This is a genomic window from Ensifer sp. Root954, from assembly GCF_001429005.1.
GTDB classification, from domain to species: Bacteria; Pseudomonadota; Alphaproteobacteria; order Rhizobiales; family Rhizobiaceae; genus Ensifer; species Ensifer adhaerens.
Window position 1 is genome coordinate 345,569 of sequence record NZ_LMJM01000025.1, and the last position, 14,691, is coordinate 360,259.

Annotated in this window: 14 protein-coding genes and 1 pseudogene; 12 read left to right on the forward strand and 3 right to left on the reverse strand. The window is 64.0% G+C overall.

Annotation, left to right across the window (positions count from 1 at the left end):
* Positions 1-13 precede the first annotated feature (13 nt).
* From ASE71_RS20960 to ASE71_RS21005, 10 genes are all read left to right on the forward strand, one after another.
* A complete protein-coding gene (locus tag ASE71_RS20960) occupies positions 14-1,003 on the forward strand; it encodes a threo-3-hydroxy-L-aspartate ammonia-lyase (protein ID WP_060516036.1) in 990 nt (329 codons plus the stop codon).
* A gap of 115 nt (positions 1,004-1,118) precedes the next feature.
* Positions 1,119-1,676 (forward strand): DsbA family protein, encoded by a 558-nt coding sequence (locus ASE71_RS20965; protein WP_060516037.1) that lies wholly within the window; start codon positions 1,119-1,121, stop codon positions 1,674-1,676.
* Positions 1,677-2,037: 361 nt separating this feature from the next.
* On the forward strand, positions 2,038-2,700 hold the full coding sequence (locus ASE71_RS20970) for a peroxiredoxin (protein WP_034793680.1): 663 nt from the start codon (positions 2,038-2,040) through the stop codon (positions 2,698-2,700).
* A 405-nt stretch (positions 2,701-3,105) separates the two neighbouring features.
* Positions 3,106-4,020 (forward strand): 4-hydroxybenzoate octaprenyltransferase, encoded by a 915-nt coding sequence (gene ubiA / locus ASE71_RS20975; protein WP_060516038.1) that lies wholly within the window; start codon positions 3,106-3,108, stop codon positions 4,018-4,020.
* A gap of 138 nt (positions 4,021-4,158) precedes the next feature.
* Positions 4,159-4,374: a hypothetical protein gene (locus ASE71_RS20980; protein WP_060516039.1), complete on the forward strand. Its 216-nt coding sequence runs from the start codon at positions 4,159-4,161 to the stop codon at positions 4,372-4,374.
* Positions 4,375-4,504: 130 nt separating this feature from the next.
* Positions 4,505-5,020 carry a metal-dependent hydrolase gene (locus ASE71_RS20985; RefSeq protein WP_060516182.1) on the forward strand — a complete coding sequence of 172 codons (516 nt, stop codon included), beginning with the start codon at positions 4,505-4,507 and terminating at the stop codon, positions 5,018-5,020.
* A 118-nt stretch (positions 5,021-5,138) separates the two neighbouring features.
* On the forward strand, positions 5,139-7,028 hold the full coding sequence (locus tag ASE71_RS20990) for a methyl-accepting chemotaxis protein (RefSeq protein WP_063891136.1): 1,890 nt from the start codon (positions 5,139-5,141) through the stop codon (positions 7,026-7,028).
* A gap of 368 nt (positions 7,029-7,396) precedes the next feature.
* Positions 7,397-8,311, forward strand: a complete 915-nt coding sequence (locus ASE71_RS20995) for a glycine betaine ABC transporter substrate-binding protein (RefSeq protein ID WP_060516183.1) — start codon at positions 7,397-7,399, stop codon at positions 8,309-8,311.
* Complete coding sequence (locus ASE71_RS21000; RefSeq protein WP_051659263.1) at positions 8,308-9,015, forward strand: L,D-transpeptidase; 708 nt, start codon at positions 8,308-8,310, stop codon at positions 9,013-9,015. The genes ASE71_RS20995 and ASE71_RS21000 overlap by 4 nt, the downstream gene beginning before the upstream one ends.
* Positions 9,016-9,186: 171 nt before the next feature.
* Positions 9,187-9,480 (forward strand): hypothetical protein, encoded by a 294-nt coding sequence (locus ASE71_RS21005; protein ID WP_226020593.1) that lies wholly within the window; start codon positions 9,187-9,189, stop codon positions 9,478-9,480.
* Positions 9,481-9,513: 33 nt separating this feature from the next.
* Here ASE71_RS21005 and ASE71_RS21010 read toward each other — a convergent pair whose 3' ends face one another.
* Both ASE71_RS21010 and ASE71_RS21015 read right to left on the reverse strand, forming a co-directional pair.
* Positions 9,514-11,034 carry an arylsulfatase B gene (locus ASE71_RS21010; RefSeq protein ID WP_082566231.1) on the reverse strand — a complete coding sequence of 507 codons (1,521 nt, stop codon included), beginning with the start codon at positions 11,032-11,034 and terminating at the stop codon, positions 9,514-9,516.
* A gap of 591 nt (positions 11,035-11,625) precedes the next feature.
* Positions 11,626-12,225, reverse strand: coding sequence for a class I SAM-dependent methyltransferase (locus ASE71_RS21015; protein ID WP_060516040.1), 600 nt, complete (start codon positions 12,223-12,225; stop codon positions 11,626-11,628).
* Between the two features lie 239 nt (positions 12,226-12,464).
* Here ASE71_RS21015 and ASE71_RS21020 point away from each other — a divergent pair, with 239 nt between their 5' ends.
* Positions 12,465-13,127: a LysE family translocator gene (locus ASE71_RS21020; RefSeq protein WP_060516041.1), complete on the forward strand. Its 663-nt coding sequence runs from the start codon at positions 12,465-12,467 to the stop codon at positions 13,125-13,127.
* Between the two features lie 122 nt (positions 13,128-13,249).
* On the opposite strand, the gene ASE71_RS21025 is transcribed toward ASE71_RS21020, so the two are convergent.
* Positions 13,250-13,699, reverse strand: a complete 450-nt coding sequence (locus ASE71_RS21025) for a hypothetical protein (protein WP_060516042.1) — start codon at positions 13,697-13,699, stop codon at positions 13,250-13,252.
* Positions 13,700-14,196: 497 nt separating this feature from the next.
* Here ASE71_RS21025 and ASE71_RS37030 point away from each other — a divergent pair.
* A pseudogene (locus ASE71_RS37030) lies at positions 14,197-14,691 on the forward strand (PLP-dependent aminotransferase family protein); the annotation flags it as partial.

Below are 14,691 nucleotides of genomic sequence, written 5' to 3' on the forward strand. Positions count from 1 at the left end.
GGGGAGAGACTCGATGGCAGTTTCAGCGGCGGACGAGGCATTGCGCATTCCGACATTCGACGACGTGCAGATGGCCCGAAACCGGATCGCCGGGATCGCGCACCGAACGCCGGTCCTGACCTCGCGCACGGCCGATGCCGCCACCGGCGCCCGGCTGTTCTTCAAGGCGGAAAACTTCCAGCGCGGCGGCGCCTTCAAGTTCCGCGGCGCCTATAACGCCATCGCCGCGCTCAGGGAAAAGGGATCGAGGCAGGGCGTCGTCGCCTTTTCCTCCGGCAATCATGCCCAGGCGATCGCCTATGCCGCGCGCCTGCAGGGCGTCGCAGCGACGATCGTCATGCCCGCCGATGCGCCCGACATGAAGGTGGCGGCAACGCGCGGCTATGGCGCCGACGTCGTGTTCTACGACCGCTACAAGGAAGACCGCTCTGCCATCAGCGCCCGGTTGGCGGCCGAGCGCGGCGCTGTGCTGATCCCCCCCTTCGACCATGCGGACGTGATCGCGGGCCAGGGGACGGCAATTCTTGAGCTGATCGAGGAGGTGGGTGAGCTCGACCTGATCGTCACGCCGCTCGGCGGCGGCGGGCTGCTTGGCGGCACCGCGCTCGCCGCCAGGGAGCGCTCGCCCGGCGCGACCATCGTCGGCGTCGAGCCCGAGGCCGGCAATGACGGCCAGCAGTCGCTGCGCCAGGGCCGGATCGTCGAAATCGCCATCCCGAAGTCGATCGCCGACGGCGCGCTCACCCCCAGCATCGGCGCCCACAATTTTCCGATCATCCAGCGCGCGGTCGCCGACATCGTCACGGTGAGCGACGCACAGCTGGTCGAAACCATGCGTTTCTTCGGCGAGCGCATGAAGATCGTGGTCGAGCCGACCGGCTGTCTTGCGGCGGCCGCCGTGCTCGAGGGGGTGCTTGCCTGCGGCGGCAAGCGCGTCGGCATCGTCCTGAGCGGCGGCAATGTCGATCTGGCGACCTACGGCGCGCTGCTGCAGGCGACGTGAACTTTACCCGGACCGCCGTCCTGGTGCCCGACATTTCGTCGAAGCCTTGCAGACCGGACGCATGGCTCTCGACGTTCATCGAACAGACCAGTCGGCTTGAAGAAGGGGATATCACATGACAGACGCACCTTGGCACGCCGATCCACTTACCTGGGGCACCGGTCCGCACCTCTTCGAGGTCTTTCTGGAACCGACGGATCCTTACTCGGCCAAGGCATTCGGCAAGCTCGATGCCCTTCTCGCCCGCGCCGGCACGGACAGGATCACCATCAAGATCCGGCTGCAGTCGCAGCCCTGGCACATGTATTCCGGCGTCGTCGTTCGCTGTATTCTTGCGGCCTCGACGCTGGCGGGCGGCAAGGAGACCGCAAAGACCGTCATCGCGGCCGTCGCTGCGCATCGGGAGGAGTTCGAGTTCACCCACCACGCCGGCGGGCCCAACATGGACGTGACCCCCAACACGATCATCGAGCGACTGGAAGGTTATAGCGGCGTGCAACTGAAGGCGGCCTTTGCGATTCCCGATCTCGATCGGGAGATCAAATGGCATTGCCGGTACGCCCGCCAGAATGGCATCCACGTCTCCCCGACCTTCATGATCGACGGGATCGTGCGGCCGGACGTGAGCAGCGGCGATGATGTTTCGGCCTGGGCGGCGAAGTTGCTCGCCTGACGAAGGTTGCAAGGGACGCTTCCGGCGGGCAGCGGCCAGGCCCCCGTTGCGGGCATTTTCCCGGGGCTCGACCGGGCCGTTGGCGACGCCCGTCTTTCCAGTTGCCTTAACCGGCAAAAGTGGCACACTGAGCCTCGCGCGACGGCGCCAAGCGTCCGAATGACAGGGCGGAGGCCACTGTAATATTTTGTTTTTCTAAATGGATTTCTCTCCGGCCGATTTCCGTCGGAAAACACGTGTTGGAAAAAGCCAGAGGAATACAGCGGGCTTTTTGAGCGCCTTTTCGGACGCCGCGTTGCCAAAAATCTAAGCGCTGCCACCGCTCCGGATGGGCGCGGTGCATACACAACTGGAGGGTATCGTGACGCTTGCAATCAATGACCTCGCACCGGACTTCGAGGTCGGGACAACCGACGGCACGATCCGGTTTCACGACTGGATCGGCGACTCCTGGGCGGTGCTGTTTTCGCACCCGAAGGACTTTACGCCCGTCTGCACCACCGAGCTCGGCTACATGGCGCGCATCAAGCCGGAATTCGACCGGCGCGGCGTCAAGATCATCGGCCTTTCGGTCGATCCGCTCGACCGCCATGCCGGCTGGGCCGCCGATATCGAGGAGACACAGGGCCATGCGCCGAACTTCCCGATGATCGCCGATGTCGACTACACCGTCTCGAAGCTCTACGGCATGCTGCCGGCGCCGGTTTCCGGCGATCCGACCAAGCGCACGCCCGCTGACAACCAGACGGTGCGCAACGTCTTCGTCGTCGGCCCGGACAAGAAGATCAAGCTGATCCTCATCTATCCGATGACGACTGGCCGCAACTTCGACGAGGTGCTGCGCGTCATCGACTCGCTGCAGCTGACGGCCAAGCACAAGGTGGCGACGCCGGTGAACTGGCAGCAGGGCGACGACGTGATCATCGCCGGCTCCGTCACGGATGAGGATGCCCGCAAGGTCTATCCGGAGGGCTGGCGCGCGCCGAAGCCCTATATCCGCATCGTGCCGCAGCCGAAGGGCTGAGGCGGGGCTGACATTTCGCCAGGGCGCGGAAGCGCCCGCGTTATGGGTTCGTCCTTCGTTGCTGGGGGTGAGGGTTTATCCGCATTCCGTGACGAGGGGGCTGCCCCTCATCTCGCGGTGAGGGAGCTGACCCTCACCCGCGTGCCGGCGCCTTCTCCCCGCATGCGGGGAGAAGGGACGTTGGCGTGCCTTCCGCGTTTCCTTTTCCCGCCTCTGGGGGGCGGCGGAGAGGCCGTTTAGCTTCCATTCCCACGACCCATGGTTGCCGGAGCGGCGAACCCCGCGCCGGAAGCCTGCTTCCTCTGCGACAGAAACCCTCCTTTATCTGAGCACGCCCGCGCCTATAGTGCCGCTGTTTGTGGCCGCCGCCGGAGCGCGCCGCACGCTGACTGGATGACCCGCCCCATGACCGCAGCAAGCCGCCCCGACCTGACAGACATTCACCGCGGCGACTGGGTGGATCGCTGGTTACCGCGGACGGTGCGGCCCTATACCCGTCTTGCGCGGCTCGACAGGCCGGTCGGTATCTGGCTGACGCTCTTTCCCTGTTGGGCGGCGCTTTTCCAGGCGGCGCATGGCCTTCCCGAGATCCGGGATATTCTGGTTTTCACGCTCGGCGCATTTCTGATGCGCAGTGCCGGCTCCACCATCAATGACATGGCCGACCGCAATTTCGACGGGCATGTCGAGCGCACGCGGTTTCGTCCGCTTGCAAATGGTGAGATCGGCATGTCCCGGGCCGTTGTCTTCCTGATTGCGCAACTTGCGCTCGCCGCTTTGCTCCTTGTCTTCTTGAGCCCCGCGACCCGTGTGCTTGCGGTGTGCGTCGTGCCGCTCGTGTTCCTCTACCCCTTCTGCAAGAGGTTCACCCATTGGCCGCAAGCGGTCTTGGGCGCTGCCTTCAACTGGGGCATGCTGATGGCCTGGTCGCAGGTTGCCGGACATGTTCCGGCGGGCGCTGTGCTGATGTGGGCCGGCGCCGTTGCGTGGCAGATCGGCTATGATACGGCCTACGCCTATGTCGATGTGCGAGACGACACGCGTCTCGGTCTCAAGTCGACGGCGATCCTGTTCGGCTCTCGCGGCAAGGCCTGCATCGCCCTGTTCTACGGCCTGACGCTGGCCGCCTGGTCTGTCGGCGGCTGGATGCTCGGCATGTCGAGCCTGTATGCCATCGGCATGGTGGTGATCGCGGCCCATCTGGCGTGGCAGGCCCGGCGCTTCGACCTCGATCGCCCCGAAATCAGCTATCGACTGTTTCTGGCGAATATCCTGACCGGCGGGCTGCTGGCTGCCGCCGCTCTCGCCGGAAGTTTTTGAGGAACGCCGAACGTCCGGCTTGCCGCCTGGAATACGGCCGACAGGCGGGCGACGCATTGACGCCCGGCGCGAGCGCTCCATGTCATATCCAGATGTCATATCGAGGCGTTCAGGCAGTCAAACGGGCAGGGGCAGGCCATGCAAAGGTTCTTCGTCAGCGTCGCCAAGGAATTCGAGGCCGATAGCGCCGAGGAGGCGGCGCTTTTGATGTACCAGTATCTGACCCGCGAGCCGGCGCCGCTTTCCTACGCCATCACCGACGAGGCGAAGAACATCACCAGGCTGACGCTCGAGCGCGACAAGGCGGACGAATTCGCGAGCGTCGACCACACGGCAGATCCGGGCAACTGGTAACGTTCGCTGGCGGCGATGCCTGTGGGCGGAAGCCATCAAAGCGACAAGTTTGGTTGCAAATCCTCCGGAGTTCGCGTAAAGACTGCGCCCGTTGGGCGCGGGTATCGCCGCGCTTCGGGAGGAAACCTGCTTGTTCATTGCACATCTGCCGGCCGGGTATCTGCTGTGCCGCCCGTTTGCGCGCCGCAACCCGTCGCAGGCCCGCGCCATCTTCGGTGTCGGGCTTGTCTGTTCCGTCCTGCCGGATTTCGATCTCGCCTATTTCTACCTGATCGACCAGCGCCGCACGCCGCATCACGACTACTGGGTGCACACGCCGATCTTCTGGCTGGTGCTGGCGGCGACGGTTGCGCTTGTTCTCATCGCCACCGGGCGGCGCAAACAGCTCGTCCTTGTCGGTGTCGGGCTTTCGAGCGTGCTCCTGCATCTGGTGATGGATTCTGTCGCGGCTGATATCCGCTGGTTCTTTCCTTTTGTGGATCTCAGGGTGAACCTTGTGCATGTGCAGGCGGTCTACAAACCCTGGTACCTGAACTTCCTCTTGCACTGGACCTTTGCGCTCGAAGTTTTGCTCTGGCTGCTGGCCGGCCATTTCGCTTTGCACGATTTGAGAGCGCGGCGCACGATCGGGACCGAGGCCGCATGAGAGCAAAAGCAGGGCAATTCTAGGGGGCGCGAAAAGAATCGCTTAAGAAATTTATCATACGAATAGCTACAATTCGCATGTATCCCTTTTCGATTTGTTAGCTATAGGTCCCGCCCTCATGACTGGCCTGCCGTTTCTTTTTTCGTCCGATGCCAAAGCCATGCTCGATGCGATCAACCGGTCGCAGGCGATCATCGAATTCGATCTTTCCGGCACGATCCTGACCGCCAACGAGAATTTCTGCCGCGCGATGGGTTACGATCTCCACGAGATTGTCGGCCGGCATCACCGCATGTTCGTGCAGCCGGGGGAGGCGGCGTCCGCTGCCTATGCCGATTTCTGGGCACGCCTTGCCCGCGGCGAATATGACAGCCAGCAGTACCGGCGCATCGGCAAGGGCGGGCGGGAGATCTGGATCGAGGCCTCCTACAATCCGGTGTTTCGCGGCCGCAAGCCCTACAAGGTGGTGAAGTTCGCGACGGACATCACCGCGTCGAAGGCAAAGAGCACCGACGATCAGGGCAAGATCGACGCCCTGTCGCGGGCCCAGGCGATCATCGAATTCACGCCTTCGGGCGAGATCATCACCGCCAACGAAAACTTCCTTTCGGCCATGGGCTACGCGCTTCCCGAGATCGTCGGCCGGCACCATTCCATGTTCTGCGAGCCGGACGATGTCCATTCGCCCGCCTATGCCGACTTCTGGCGCGATCTTGCGGCCGGGCGCTTCGTCACCGACCAGTTCAAGCGTATCGGCAAGGGTGGCAAGACGGTCTTCATCCAGGCGTCCTACAATCCGATCCTCGACGATGCCGGTCGCGTGTCGAAGGTGGTGAAATTCGCCGTCGACGTTTCCGACCGCGTGCTTGCGGTCCAGGAGATCGGCGCCGGGCTCGGCCGCCTAGCCGAGTGCAACATCCGCATGACGCTGGACGAGCCCTTCGTCGGTGAGCTCGAAATCCTTCGGCGCGACTTCAACACCTCGATCGGCATGTTCCAGGAAACGCTGTCGGCCGTGCTCAGCCAGACCCGTGACCTCAACAGCAACAGCCACGAGATGAAGGATGCCGCCGAGCATCTTGCCGACCGCACGCGCCAGCAGGCGGCAGCCTTGGAGCAGACCTCGGCGGCGCTGGAACAGGCGACGGCGACGGTGCGCACCTCGACCGAGAATACCCAGCAGACCCGCGCACTGGTGCAGAATGCGCGGCAATCGGCGCACAGCTCTTCCGGCGTCGTGCGCGATGCGGTGACGGCGATGCAACGCATCAAGGCGGCCTCCGAGGAGATCAGCCAGATCATCGGCGTGATCGACGAGATCGCTTTCCAGACCAACCTTTTGGCGCTCAACGCCGGTGTCGAGGCGGCGCGCGCCGGCGATGCCGGCAAGGGCTTCGCGGTCGTTGCCTCGGAGGTGCGCGAGCTCGCCCAGCGCTCGGCCAAGGCCGCCAAAGAGATCAAGGCGCTGATCCAGAATTCGGTCGCCGAAGTCGCCGAAGGCGTGCGCCTCGTCGGCGATACCGGCAGCGCGCTGAAGGAAATCGAGGACTTCGTCGCGGCGATCGACACGCGGATCGCAGCGATCGCGACGGCTGCGACCGAGCAGACGGCGGGCCTCGGCGAAATCAACGCTGCGGTCAACGACATCGACGTCATGACGCAGAAGAATGCGGGCATGGTGGAGCGCACCGCCGACGTCAGCGTCCGGCTGGCCGAAGGCGCGCAGCGGCTGACGGAACTGGTCAACCGCTTCCAGCTCAACCGCCGTGCCGAGCGGCGGCAACGGGCGGCATGGGTGACCGTCGCCGCGCGACCGACGCGCGGGCCGCCTGAGGGAATAAAGCGGGACGTGCGGGGCGATCATGCCCTGCCGTTCGCGGGCGGGCGGGCCGGGGGTGCGGCCCGCCTCATCCCCTCCAAGGCAACCTTCGTGCGTTGGAGAGCCCTACCGCAGCAACGAAATTGTGACCGCACTGTCTCCGAGGTCTCCCGTGGCATTGGCGCGTGATAGACGATCGGCAGACGTGTTCGTGCAACGTGTGGTATCGCTGATACGTTGACGAAGCCCACGGTTCTATGCATCCTGCCGGCCAACGAACGAAGATGCCGGATACGGCACGGGAAGAGCAGGGCCAAAGGCCCAAGGCATTGATAAGCTTCGCATTCGCAAACGGCGCCCGTGCGTCTCGCCAGGTCGCCATGGCATTCTGAAGAGCTGCAGGGGCTCGCGATCAAGGGAAACCTGCAGAGTTGCGATGCGTTTCAGCGTCGCTTGAGCACGACATACGCATTCACGACGTCATTCGCATCGATTGCTCGAGGCCGGAGGGGATTGTGAAGGAAAAGTCGAGGTTTCTGCCAGCGGTGCTGGCTGCCATGCTGGCCGCATCCGTGGCGCTGCCTGCCACTGCCGCCGATCTGGTGATCGCCATGCCGAACTGGCCGTCGGGCCAGGCGACGGCCAATATCCTGAAAGTGGGCATCGCCAAGAAATTCGGGCTCGATGCCGAGGTCAAGGAGCTCGGCACGCTCAATGCCTTCGTCGGTTTCGAGGCGGGCACGGTCGATATTCAACCTGAGGTCTGGCGACCGAACTTCGAAGACGTCGTGCGCAAATACGTGACCGAAAAGGGGGTCGGCCAGCTGACCGAACGCAGCGTGCCGGCCTGGCAGGGCCTTTGCGCCACGCCGGAAGCGGCCAGGACGATCAAGTCGGCTGCCGATCTCAGCGACCCCGAAAAGACCAAGGTCCTCGACACCGACGGCGACGGCAAGGGCGAGATGTGGATCGGCGCCGCCACCTGGCTTTCGACCGGCATCGAGCGGGCGCGGGCGGCCGGCTACGGCTACGACAAGACGCTGACGCTGTTCGAGGCGGAAGAGGAGGTGGCGATGGCTGCCGTCGATGCGGCCGTCGCGACCGAGAGGCCGATGGTGTTCTACTGCTACGCGCCGCATCACGTGTTCGAGCTGCACCCGATCGCACGGCTCGAAGAGCCGCCGCACGATGCCGCCAAGTGGAAGATCCTGCCGCCGAGCGACCCGCTCTGGGTGTCGAAATCCAGCGCCTCGACCGCCTGGGAAGCGGCACATTTCCAGATTGCCTATGGCACTGCCTTCGGCAAGAAACACCCCGATGTCGCGAAGTTCCTGGAGAAGGTGGATTTCTCGCCGGAGGAAGTGACGAAGATGAGCTACGCGCTGGAGGTCGAGCGGCAGGCGCCGGCCGATTACGCGAAGAAATGGGCCGAGGACAACGCGGCGCGCATCGACGGGTGGGCCAAGCCATGAGCGGACGTTCTGACGACAATCGCCTTGCCGGCACGGACCGGCCCCTGTGGACGCGGCGCAGGCTCGGCGTCGCGGTGCTTGCCGCCGCCCTTACGCTCGGGCCGCTTGCCGCCTGGGCGCAGACCCAGATCTACGACGCCCGCACCAAGAAATGGGTGAACTACGACAAGAAGAAAGCGCGGCAGTATTTCGCCCGTAACAATCAGCTGCCAGAGGCGTTCCGCCGCCAAGTGGTGACCTTCCGAACGGCGGAACAGCCGGGCACGATCATCATCGACGGCAACCAGCACTTCCTCTACCTGGTGCAACCCGGCGGCCAGGCGATCCGCTACGGCATCGGCGTCGGGCGGGAGGGCTTCGGCTGGGCCGGCATCGTGCGCGTCGGGCGCACGGCCGAATGGCCGACCTGGACGCCGCCGGCCGAGATGGTGGCGCGCGACCCGAATGCGGCGAAATGGGCGGCCGGCATGCCCGGCGGGCCGGACAATCCGCTCGGCGCCCGCGCGCTCTATCTCTACGAGGGCGACCAGGACACGATCTACCGCATCCACGGCACGGTGGAGCCCTGGACGATTGGGCTCGACGTTTCCTCCGGCTGCATCCGCATGAACAATGACGACGTCATCGATCTGCATTCGCGCATCGAGATCGGCGCCAAGGTGATCGTGCTGATGCAGGGGGCAGCGCTCTACAAGGGTGTTTGAGGCAGCAGGGATGAGGCGGGCGGCCCGCGAGGGCGGCGCGTCGACGCAGGCACCTTGCGGGCGCCAGGAAAGAACCGATCGGCCGCCGGGGACACGGGTGGTCGATCGCGCGAAGAAACAGGGACAGAGATGCGAAGGGGAGGATACGTGGTGAGCGAGGGGATATTGCGTATGAAAGGCCTTGTTCTGGCGCTGGCGGCCACGGCCGCGATCAGCGGTTGCCAGTCCGCGCCCAAGCCCGAGGATATGGCGCGCACCAGCCTGCAGACGGCGCCGGCTGATCTGCAGCTTCTGTGTGCCCATGCGGCCGCCGGTGCTGCCCAGGTCGACAGCGCCAAGGTCTTGCCGACCAGTTCGCGGGCGCTCGATGCCGCCTCCTACAGCGTCGACCTCGACGCCGCCGGCCGCAAGTTCACCTGCATCGTCGACACCGCCGGCAGCGTGAAGTCGGTCACGCCGGTCTAGCAGACAACCCGGCCGCGGCCATGCTGCCGGCCGTCAATCACCAATATTGAATAGGGTCGAGGGATCGGCAACGACGGGCGGTGCGTAGAAGGTCAGGCGCGCCGCGTCCATCAGCAGCAGCGGCTGGTCCATCTCGACCGCAAGGCTGGTGATCCAGTCCTGGAAGTCGCGCACCCGGTCGGCGTAATCGGCCGAAACATCGTGTGCCTCGGACGGGTCGGCGCCAAGGTTGAAGAGTTCGACCTTTTGCGGCAACGTCGCCTTCCAGACGAGCTTCCAGTTGTCCCGGCGCACGGCGCCGCCCATGGGGTCGACGTTGTAGACAACCTCGGTGCGCGGCGTCGGCTTGCCCTCGCTCAAAGAGGGCCAGAGGTTGATGCCGTCGAGCGGCTGGTTCTTGTCGAGCGTCGCGCCGACGATCGCTGCCAGCGTCGGATACATGTCGACCACATGGACCATGCCTGCGACCTTGCCGGGCTTGATCTTCTTCGGCCAGTTGGCAAGCGCGACCACGCGGGTGCCGCCCTCGTAGAGTGTGCCCTTGCCGTCGCGATAGGGGCCGTTGTCGGCCGGGAGTTCGCCGCTCACCTTGCTGTCGCCGGCAAAGAGCGAACTCGTCACACCACCATTGTCGCTGTGAAAGACGATCATCGTGTTGTCGCGCATGCCGCGTTTTTCAAGCGACGCCAGCAGCTTGCCGATACCGTCGTCCAGCACGGAGATCATCGCCGCATAGGCACGGCGGTTCTTGTCGGCGATGTGCTCGTAGCGCTCGAGATAGTCATCGGGCGCCTGGAAGGGCGTGTGCGGCGCCGTGAAGGCGAGGTAGAGGAAGAGCGGGCTTGCGGGATCGTGGCTTTCGACCACCCGGGCTGCCTCGTCGCCGATCAGCGTGTTGTCGAAGCCGGTCTCCTCGAGCGGCCTGTTGCCACGGTACCAGTCCTTCACCCCATGGGAGGCGTGCTTGAAGTGGTCGATCTCGCCGACCAGCGCGCCATAGAAGGTGTCGAAGCCGCGCTGCTTGGGCCAATATTCCGGCTTGGCATGGCCGAGATGCCACTTGCCGACCAGCGCGGTTCTGTAGCCGGCATCCTTCATGACCTGGGAAAGCAGGTATTCGTCGAGCGCCAGACCGTAGGTACCGGGCGAGGGGATCACGCCCGTCTGCAGGCCATAGCGCAGCGGGTAGCGGCCGGTGAGGAAGGCTGCGCGCGTCGGCGTGCACATCGGCTGGGTGTAGAATTGGTCGAAGGTTACGCCGGTCGCCGCCAGCCTGTCGAGATTGGGTGTGCTGATGTCCGAGCCGCGGAAGCCGACATCGCCCCAGCCGAGATCGTCGGCGATGATGTAGACGATGTTCGGCGCCGTCGCGCCGGCTGCTTGCGCCGCATTCGGGGCAAGAGCCGCAAGGCTCGCCGGCAGCCCGGCGGCAACGGCGATCGCCGCACTGCTCATGAGAATGTCGCGCCGGGTCAGGCCGGCTTCCGGATCCGCCTCAGCCGTCTTGCCGCCGCATGCGTTTGCACGGGCGTTGTTCGCTTGCAGTTCAGACATGCGCACCCCCTGGAAATGCGACCCGACCGGACGGCGGATCTTTTATTCGATATTTCTAATATCTGCACCTTCCGGTAGCGCCCTCAATTAACATTGTCGTGGTGGCAAAGGGGCGAAATGGCGCGTCGTTGACGGCCTATCGACGGCTGTATCGTTGAGCTGTCGCGGCACTGTCACCGATAATTTTCATGGAATTAAGCTTTGTGCGGTGCAAATAAATAATGCTGCAGTGCAATTAGTATTTGGGAGAATTGCGTTGTTTGGTCAGTATATTTTCCAGAACTTCTTCCAAGTTTGGAAAATATGTGCTCTCATAGGTTTAGTTGGAAGGAGGACATGCCATGCTCTCGTTCTTCGAGCACTTTGCACTTTTCGACGCCTTGATCGTTGCGGCGATCTGCACGCTTCTGATCCTGAGTTACTTCAGCCGCGAGGCCTGAGGGCGCGGGGAAGCAAAACGGGATCCGTGGACGACCCGGAGGGGTTCCGCAATGGCGCGGGCGCTTCAAGCTTGCCGTCGCTGAACCGCGACAACACGTGGCGTCGTGCACTTCGATCTGCATCGCTTTACTGTCGTAGCGCTGAACCGGCTCAAGCCGTGCGCCTTGCCGAGACATGCAACCAGCGGGTCGGTTCGCCGTCATAGCCGCTTCCATCGGCCTCGCTGATATCAGGCTCGGGCCAGCCGGCGTCTTCGAAGCAGGCGCGCAGCCATTCGGCTGAGGGGTAGTTGAAGTAGCGGCCGAAGCGGTCGTGGCCTTCCGTCTCGCCGGCCTTGAAACTCGCCTGCAGAAGACCGCCCGGTTTCAGCGTCCGGCGAATGCGTGTGAGCACGTCGGCAAGCTCCGTGCGCGGCACATGCAGGAGCGAGGCCTCGGCCCAGATGCCGTCGAACCGTCCTTCCCAAACGATCTCCTGAAACGTGATGACTTCGACCTTGCGGCCGATGCGTACTTCGGCTTCCCGCGCCAGTTCCGCCGAACCGTCGCAGGCGCTGACGTCGAAGCCATGGTCCAGCAGAACAAGGCTGTCATGCCCGCCGCCGCAGCCGAGATCGAGCACGGAGGCGCCGGGGGCGAGACGGGCCATGAAGGCCGCGAGACGGGTTGCCGGCGGCTTGCGTTCGCGCGCCGCATAGGTGGCGGCATTGTCGCGATAGAAGGAGAGGGTTTCGTCGTCGGGTTTTGTCATCGATGCTTTCTGGGCGTTGGCGCCGGCGTGGGAAGGGCGATTGCCTTGGGCTGCGAAATCCGTTCCGTCAGCGTTTCGCCATGGATCGTTTTTCTCCGTTCGAAGCCCGAGAGCAGACTAGACGAAGATGGCGGCAGGCGGAGCAAAAAATATCGGCATGCTGCGGTTAAAGCGGGCTGATCGACAGGCCTGACGCTTCCGGATAAGCATGTGGCCGTTGTCCTCAGCCGGAACCTTCAATGGCCGATCTCCCCATTCTCCTGACCTTCGTTGCTGCACTCTTCGTTCTGGAGATAACGCCCGGTCCGGACATGATGCTGGTGCTCGCCCGCGGGATCGGGCAGGGGCGCCGGGTGGCGCTGCTGACGGTGGTCGGCATGATCTTCGTCGCCGGCGTCGTGCAGGTAGGCCTGCTGGTCCTCGGCGTCGCCTCGCTGCTGAAGGCCTATCCCGCCGGGCTCATGCTTCTGCAATGGGTGGGGGCCGCCTACATGCTCTATCTCGGCGCGCGCATGGTCTGGTCGAGTTTCGGCGATGCGGCTGAAAGCAAGCGGCTGGCGGCGACCGAGGTGTCCGACTGGCGCGCGGTCCGCGAGGGAACGATCAACAGCCTGACGAACCCGAAGTCGCTGCTCTTCATGTTCGCCTTCCTGCCGCAGTTCGTGGACTCGACCGCCGGCCCCGTTTGGCTGCAGCTTGCCGTGCTCGGCACCGTGCAGAAGCTTGCCGGCATCCTTTCGCTCGGTTCGGTAGCGCTTGCTTCGGGAACGGTCGGGCAGGCGCTTTATCGTTTTCCGCGGCTGCTCGTCTGGCAGCAGCGTTTTACCGGCGCCGTCATGCTGGGGCTCGGCCTCCGGCTCCTGTTTGCAGGCAACGCCAGCGCGCCGGCGGTCAAAACGTAAGGCGGCGCTGTCCCCGCTGGGCGGGGACAGCGCTTGAAAGACGTTGCTTGATGGCAGAGTGCCTAGGTCTTCTGCCGCGTCGTCTCGATTGGCCGGGTGTGGAGCCGGCAATGCCTACGGTCTCACTTGGCCGCCTGGGTCGTGCCGAGCACGTAGTCTCCGTCCCAGTGCCAGATCTGCTTGTCGTCAACCGTGACCTTCACGATCGCCTGGAAGCCAGCGAGCGTGCCGCTGCCGGCGTGGAACGCACAGGTGCCGAGCGGCGGCTTGGCCGTATCGTAGACGACGCAGTATCCGAGCGCCGAGTCGCCGTTTCCGACAGCGATGACGGCGGTGCTGCTGGAGAAGAGGGGATTGGCGACCACCGGTCCATAGTAGAGGATTTTGCTGCCAGCCGGGATCGCTTCGAGGTTCGATTCCGTAATGGTGCAGAAGCTCGGGGTGTCGCCGGTGAACTGGCTGCACTCCTTGGCGATCTTGAGGGGGTGCGTCTCCGGTGCTGCGGGTGCCGCCGACGCCGCTTGTGCCAGCGCCAGGGCGGCGCCAGCCGACAGGATAAACAGTCTGCTCATGGCCTAGTCCCTCCGGTCGAATTGAGGGGAGAAATTTTACGCTTCGCCTCCTTCTCCGGCAATTTGCCACTTTGGGTTATCAGGCGCCGGGTGCCGCTGCTGGCGCAAGGACAAGCGGACGACGGGCGTCTGTGCGATTGGGGCCAAGCGGCGCGAGCGTAGCGGTTGAGCAGATGGCTTGCTTTACCTCATGGCGCGTGGCATTCGGCTCAAGCTGACGTAACGTCAGGTCCTGGACGTAACGTGCGCGGAGCCCCAAAAGCCCGAAAAGCGCACGGAATTAGGTCAATAATATTGACATAAATTGGTCGTCATGGTCCTGTCGCTTCACCGTCCAGAGCATCCTTCCTTCCAGGGGATCGCCCGAAGCGGGAAGATGCTCTAAACAAAAAAACCAGAGCGTGCTTTGTGCGTTCAAACGAACGCACGGCGCTCTAGAATGACGCGGGAGGAAGCGGAGAACCGCTTTCCGCTTATAATCTCTGAGGAAACACCCCATGCTGGATTGGGAACATATCTTCGCGACGCGCTCGAACCGGATGCGCGCTTCGGAAATCCGCGAACTGTTGAAGCTGCTCGATCGCCCCGACATCATTTCGTTTGCCGGCGGCATTCCCGATCCCGCGCTGTTTCCGGATGCGGAATTCAAGGACGCCTATGCGGAGATCTTTTCCGGCCCGGCCGTGAGTGCCGCACTGCAGTATTCGGTCAGCGAAGGCTACAAGCCGCTGCGCGAATGGCTTGCCAAGCAGATGGCCGATCTCGGCATTCCCGCCGGCGCCGACAACATCTTCATCACGTCCGGTTCGCAGCAGGGCCTCGACTATCTCGGCAAGCTGTTCCTGTCGCCGAATGATACCGCACTTGTCACCTGGCCGACCTATCTCGGCGCGCTGCAGGCCTTCAACGCCTATGAGCCGACCTACGACCAGCTGAACCCCAACGGCAACCGCACGCCGGAAGCCTACCGTCAGGCGGCGGGCGAGGCGGGC

What these genes read in the sequence shown, in the direction of transcription:
- ASE71_RS20960 (WP_060516036.1), top strand. Translation starts at nt 14, where the DNA reads ATGGCAGTTTCAGCGGCGGACGAGGCATTGCGCATTCCGACATTCGAC.
- ASE71_RS20965 (WP_060516037.1), top strand. Translation starts at nt 1,119, where the DNA reads ATGACAGACGCACCTTGGCACGCCGATCCACTTACCTGGGGCACCGGT.
- ubiA (WP_060516038.1), top strand. Translation starts at nt 3,106, where the DNA reads ATGACCGCAGCAAGCCGCCCCGACCTGACAGACATTCACCGCGGCGAC.
- ASE71_RS20980 (WP_060516039.1), top strand. Translation starts at nt 4,159, where the DNA reads ATGCAAAGGTTCTTCGTCAGCGTCGCCAAGGAATTCGAGGCCGATAGC.
- ASE71_RS20990 (WP_063891136.1), top strand. Translation starts at nt 5,139, where the DNA reads ATGACTGGCCTGCCGTTTCTTTTTTCGTCCGATGCCAAAGCCATGCTC.
- ASE71_RS20995 (WP_060516183.1), top strand. Translation starts at nt 7,397, where the DNA reads ATGCTGGCCGCATCCGTGGCGCTGCCTGCCACTGCCGCCGATCTGGTG.
- ASE71_RS21000 (WP_051659263.1), top strand. Translation starts at nt 8,308, where the DNA reads ATGAGCGGACGTTCTGACGACAATCGCCTTGCCGGCACGGACCGGCCC.
- ASE71_RS21005 (WP_226020593.1), top strand. Translation starts at nt 9,187, where the DNA reads ATGAAAGGCCTTGTTCTGGCGCTGGCGGCCACGGCCGCGATCAGCGGT.
- ASE71_RS21010 (WP_082566231.1), bottom strand. Translation starts at nt 11,034, where the DNA reads ATGTCTGAACTGCAAGCGAACAACGCCCGTGCAAACGCATGCGGCGGC.
- ASE71_RS21015 (WP_060516040.1), bottom strand. Translation starts at nt 12,225, where the DNA reads ATGACAAAACCCGACGACGAAACCCTCTCCTTCTATCGCGACAATGCC.
- ASE71_RS21020 (WP_060516041.1), top strand. Translation starts at nt 12,465, where the DNA reads ATGGCCGATCTCCCCATTCTCCTGACCTTCGTTGCTGCACTCTTCGTT.
- ASE71_RS21025 (WP_060516042.1), bottom strand. Translation starts at nt 13,699, where the DNA reads ATGAGCAGACTGTTTATCCTGTCGGCTGGCGCCGCCCTGGCGCTGGCA.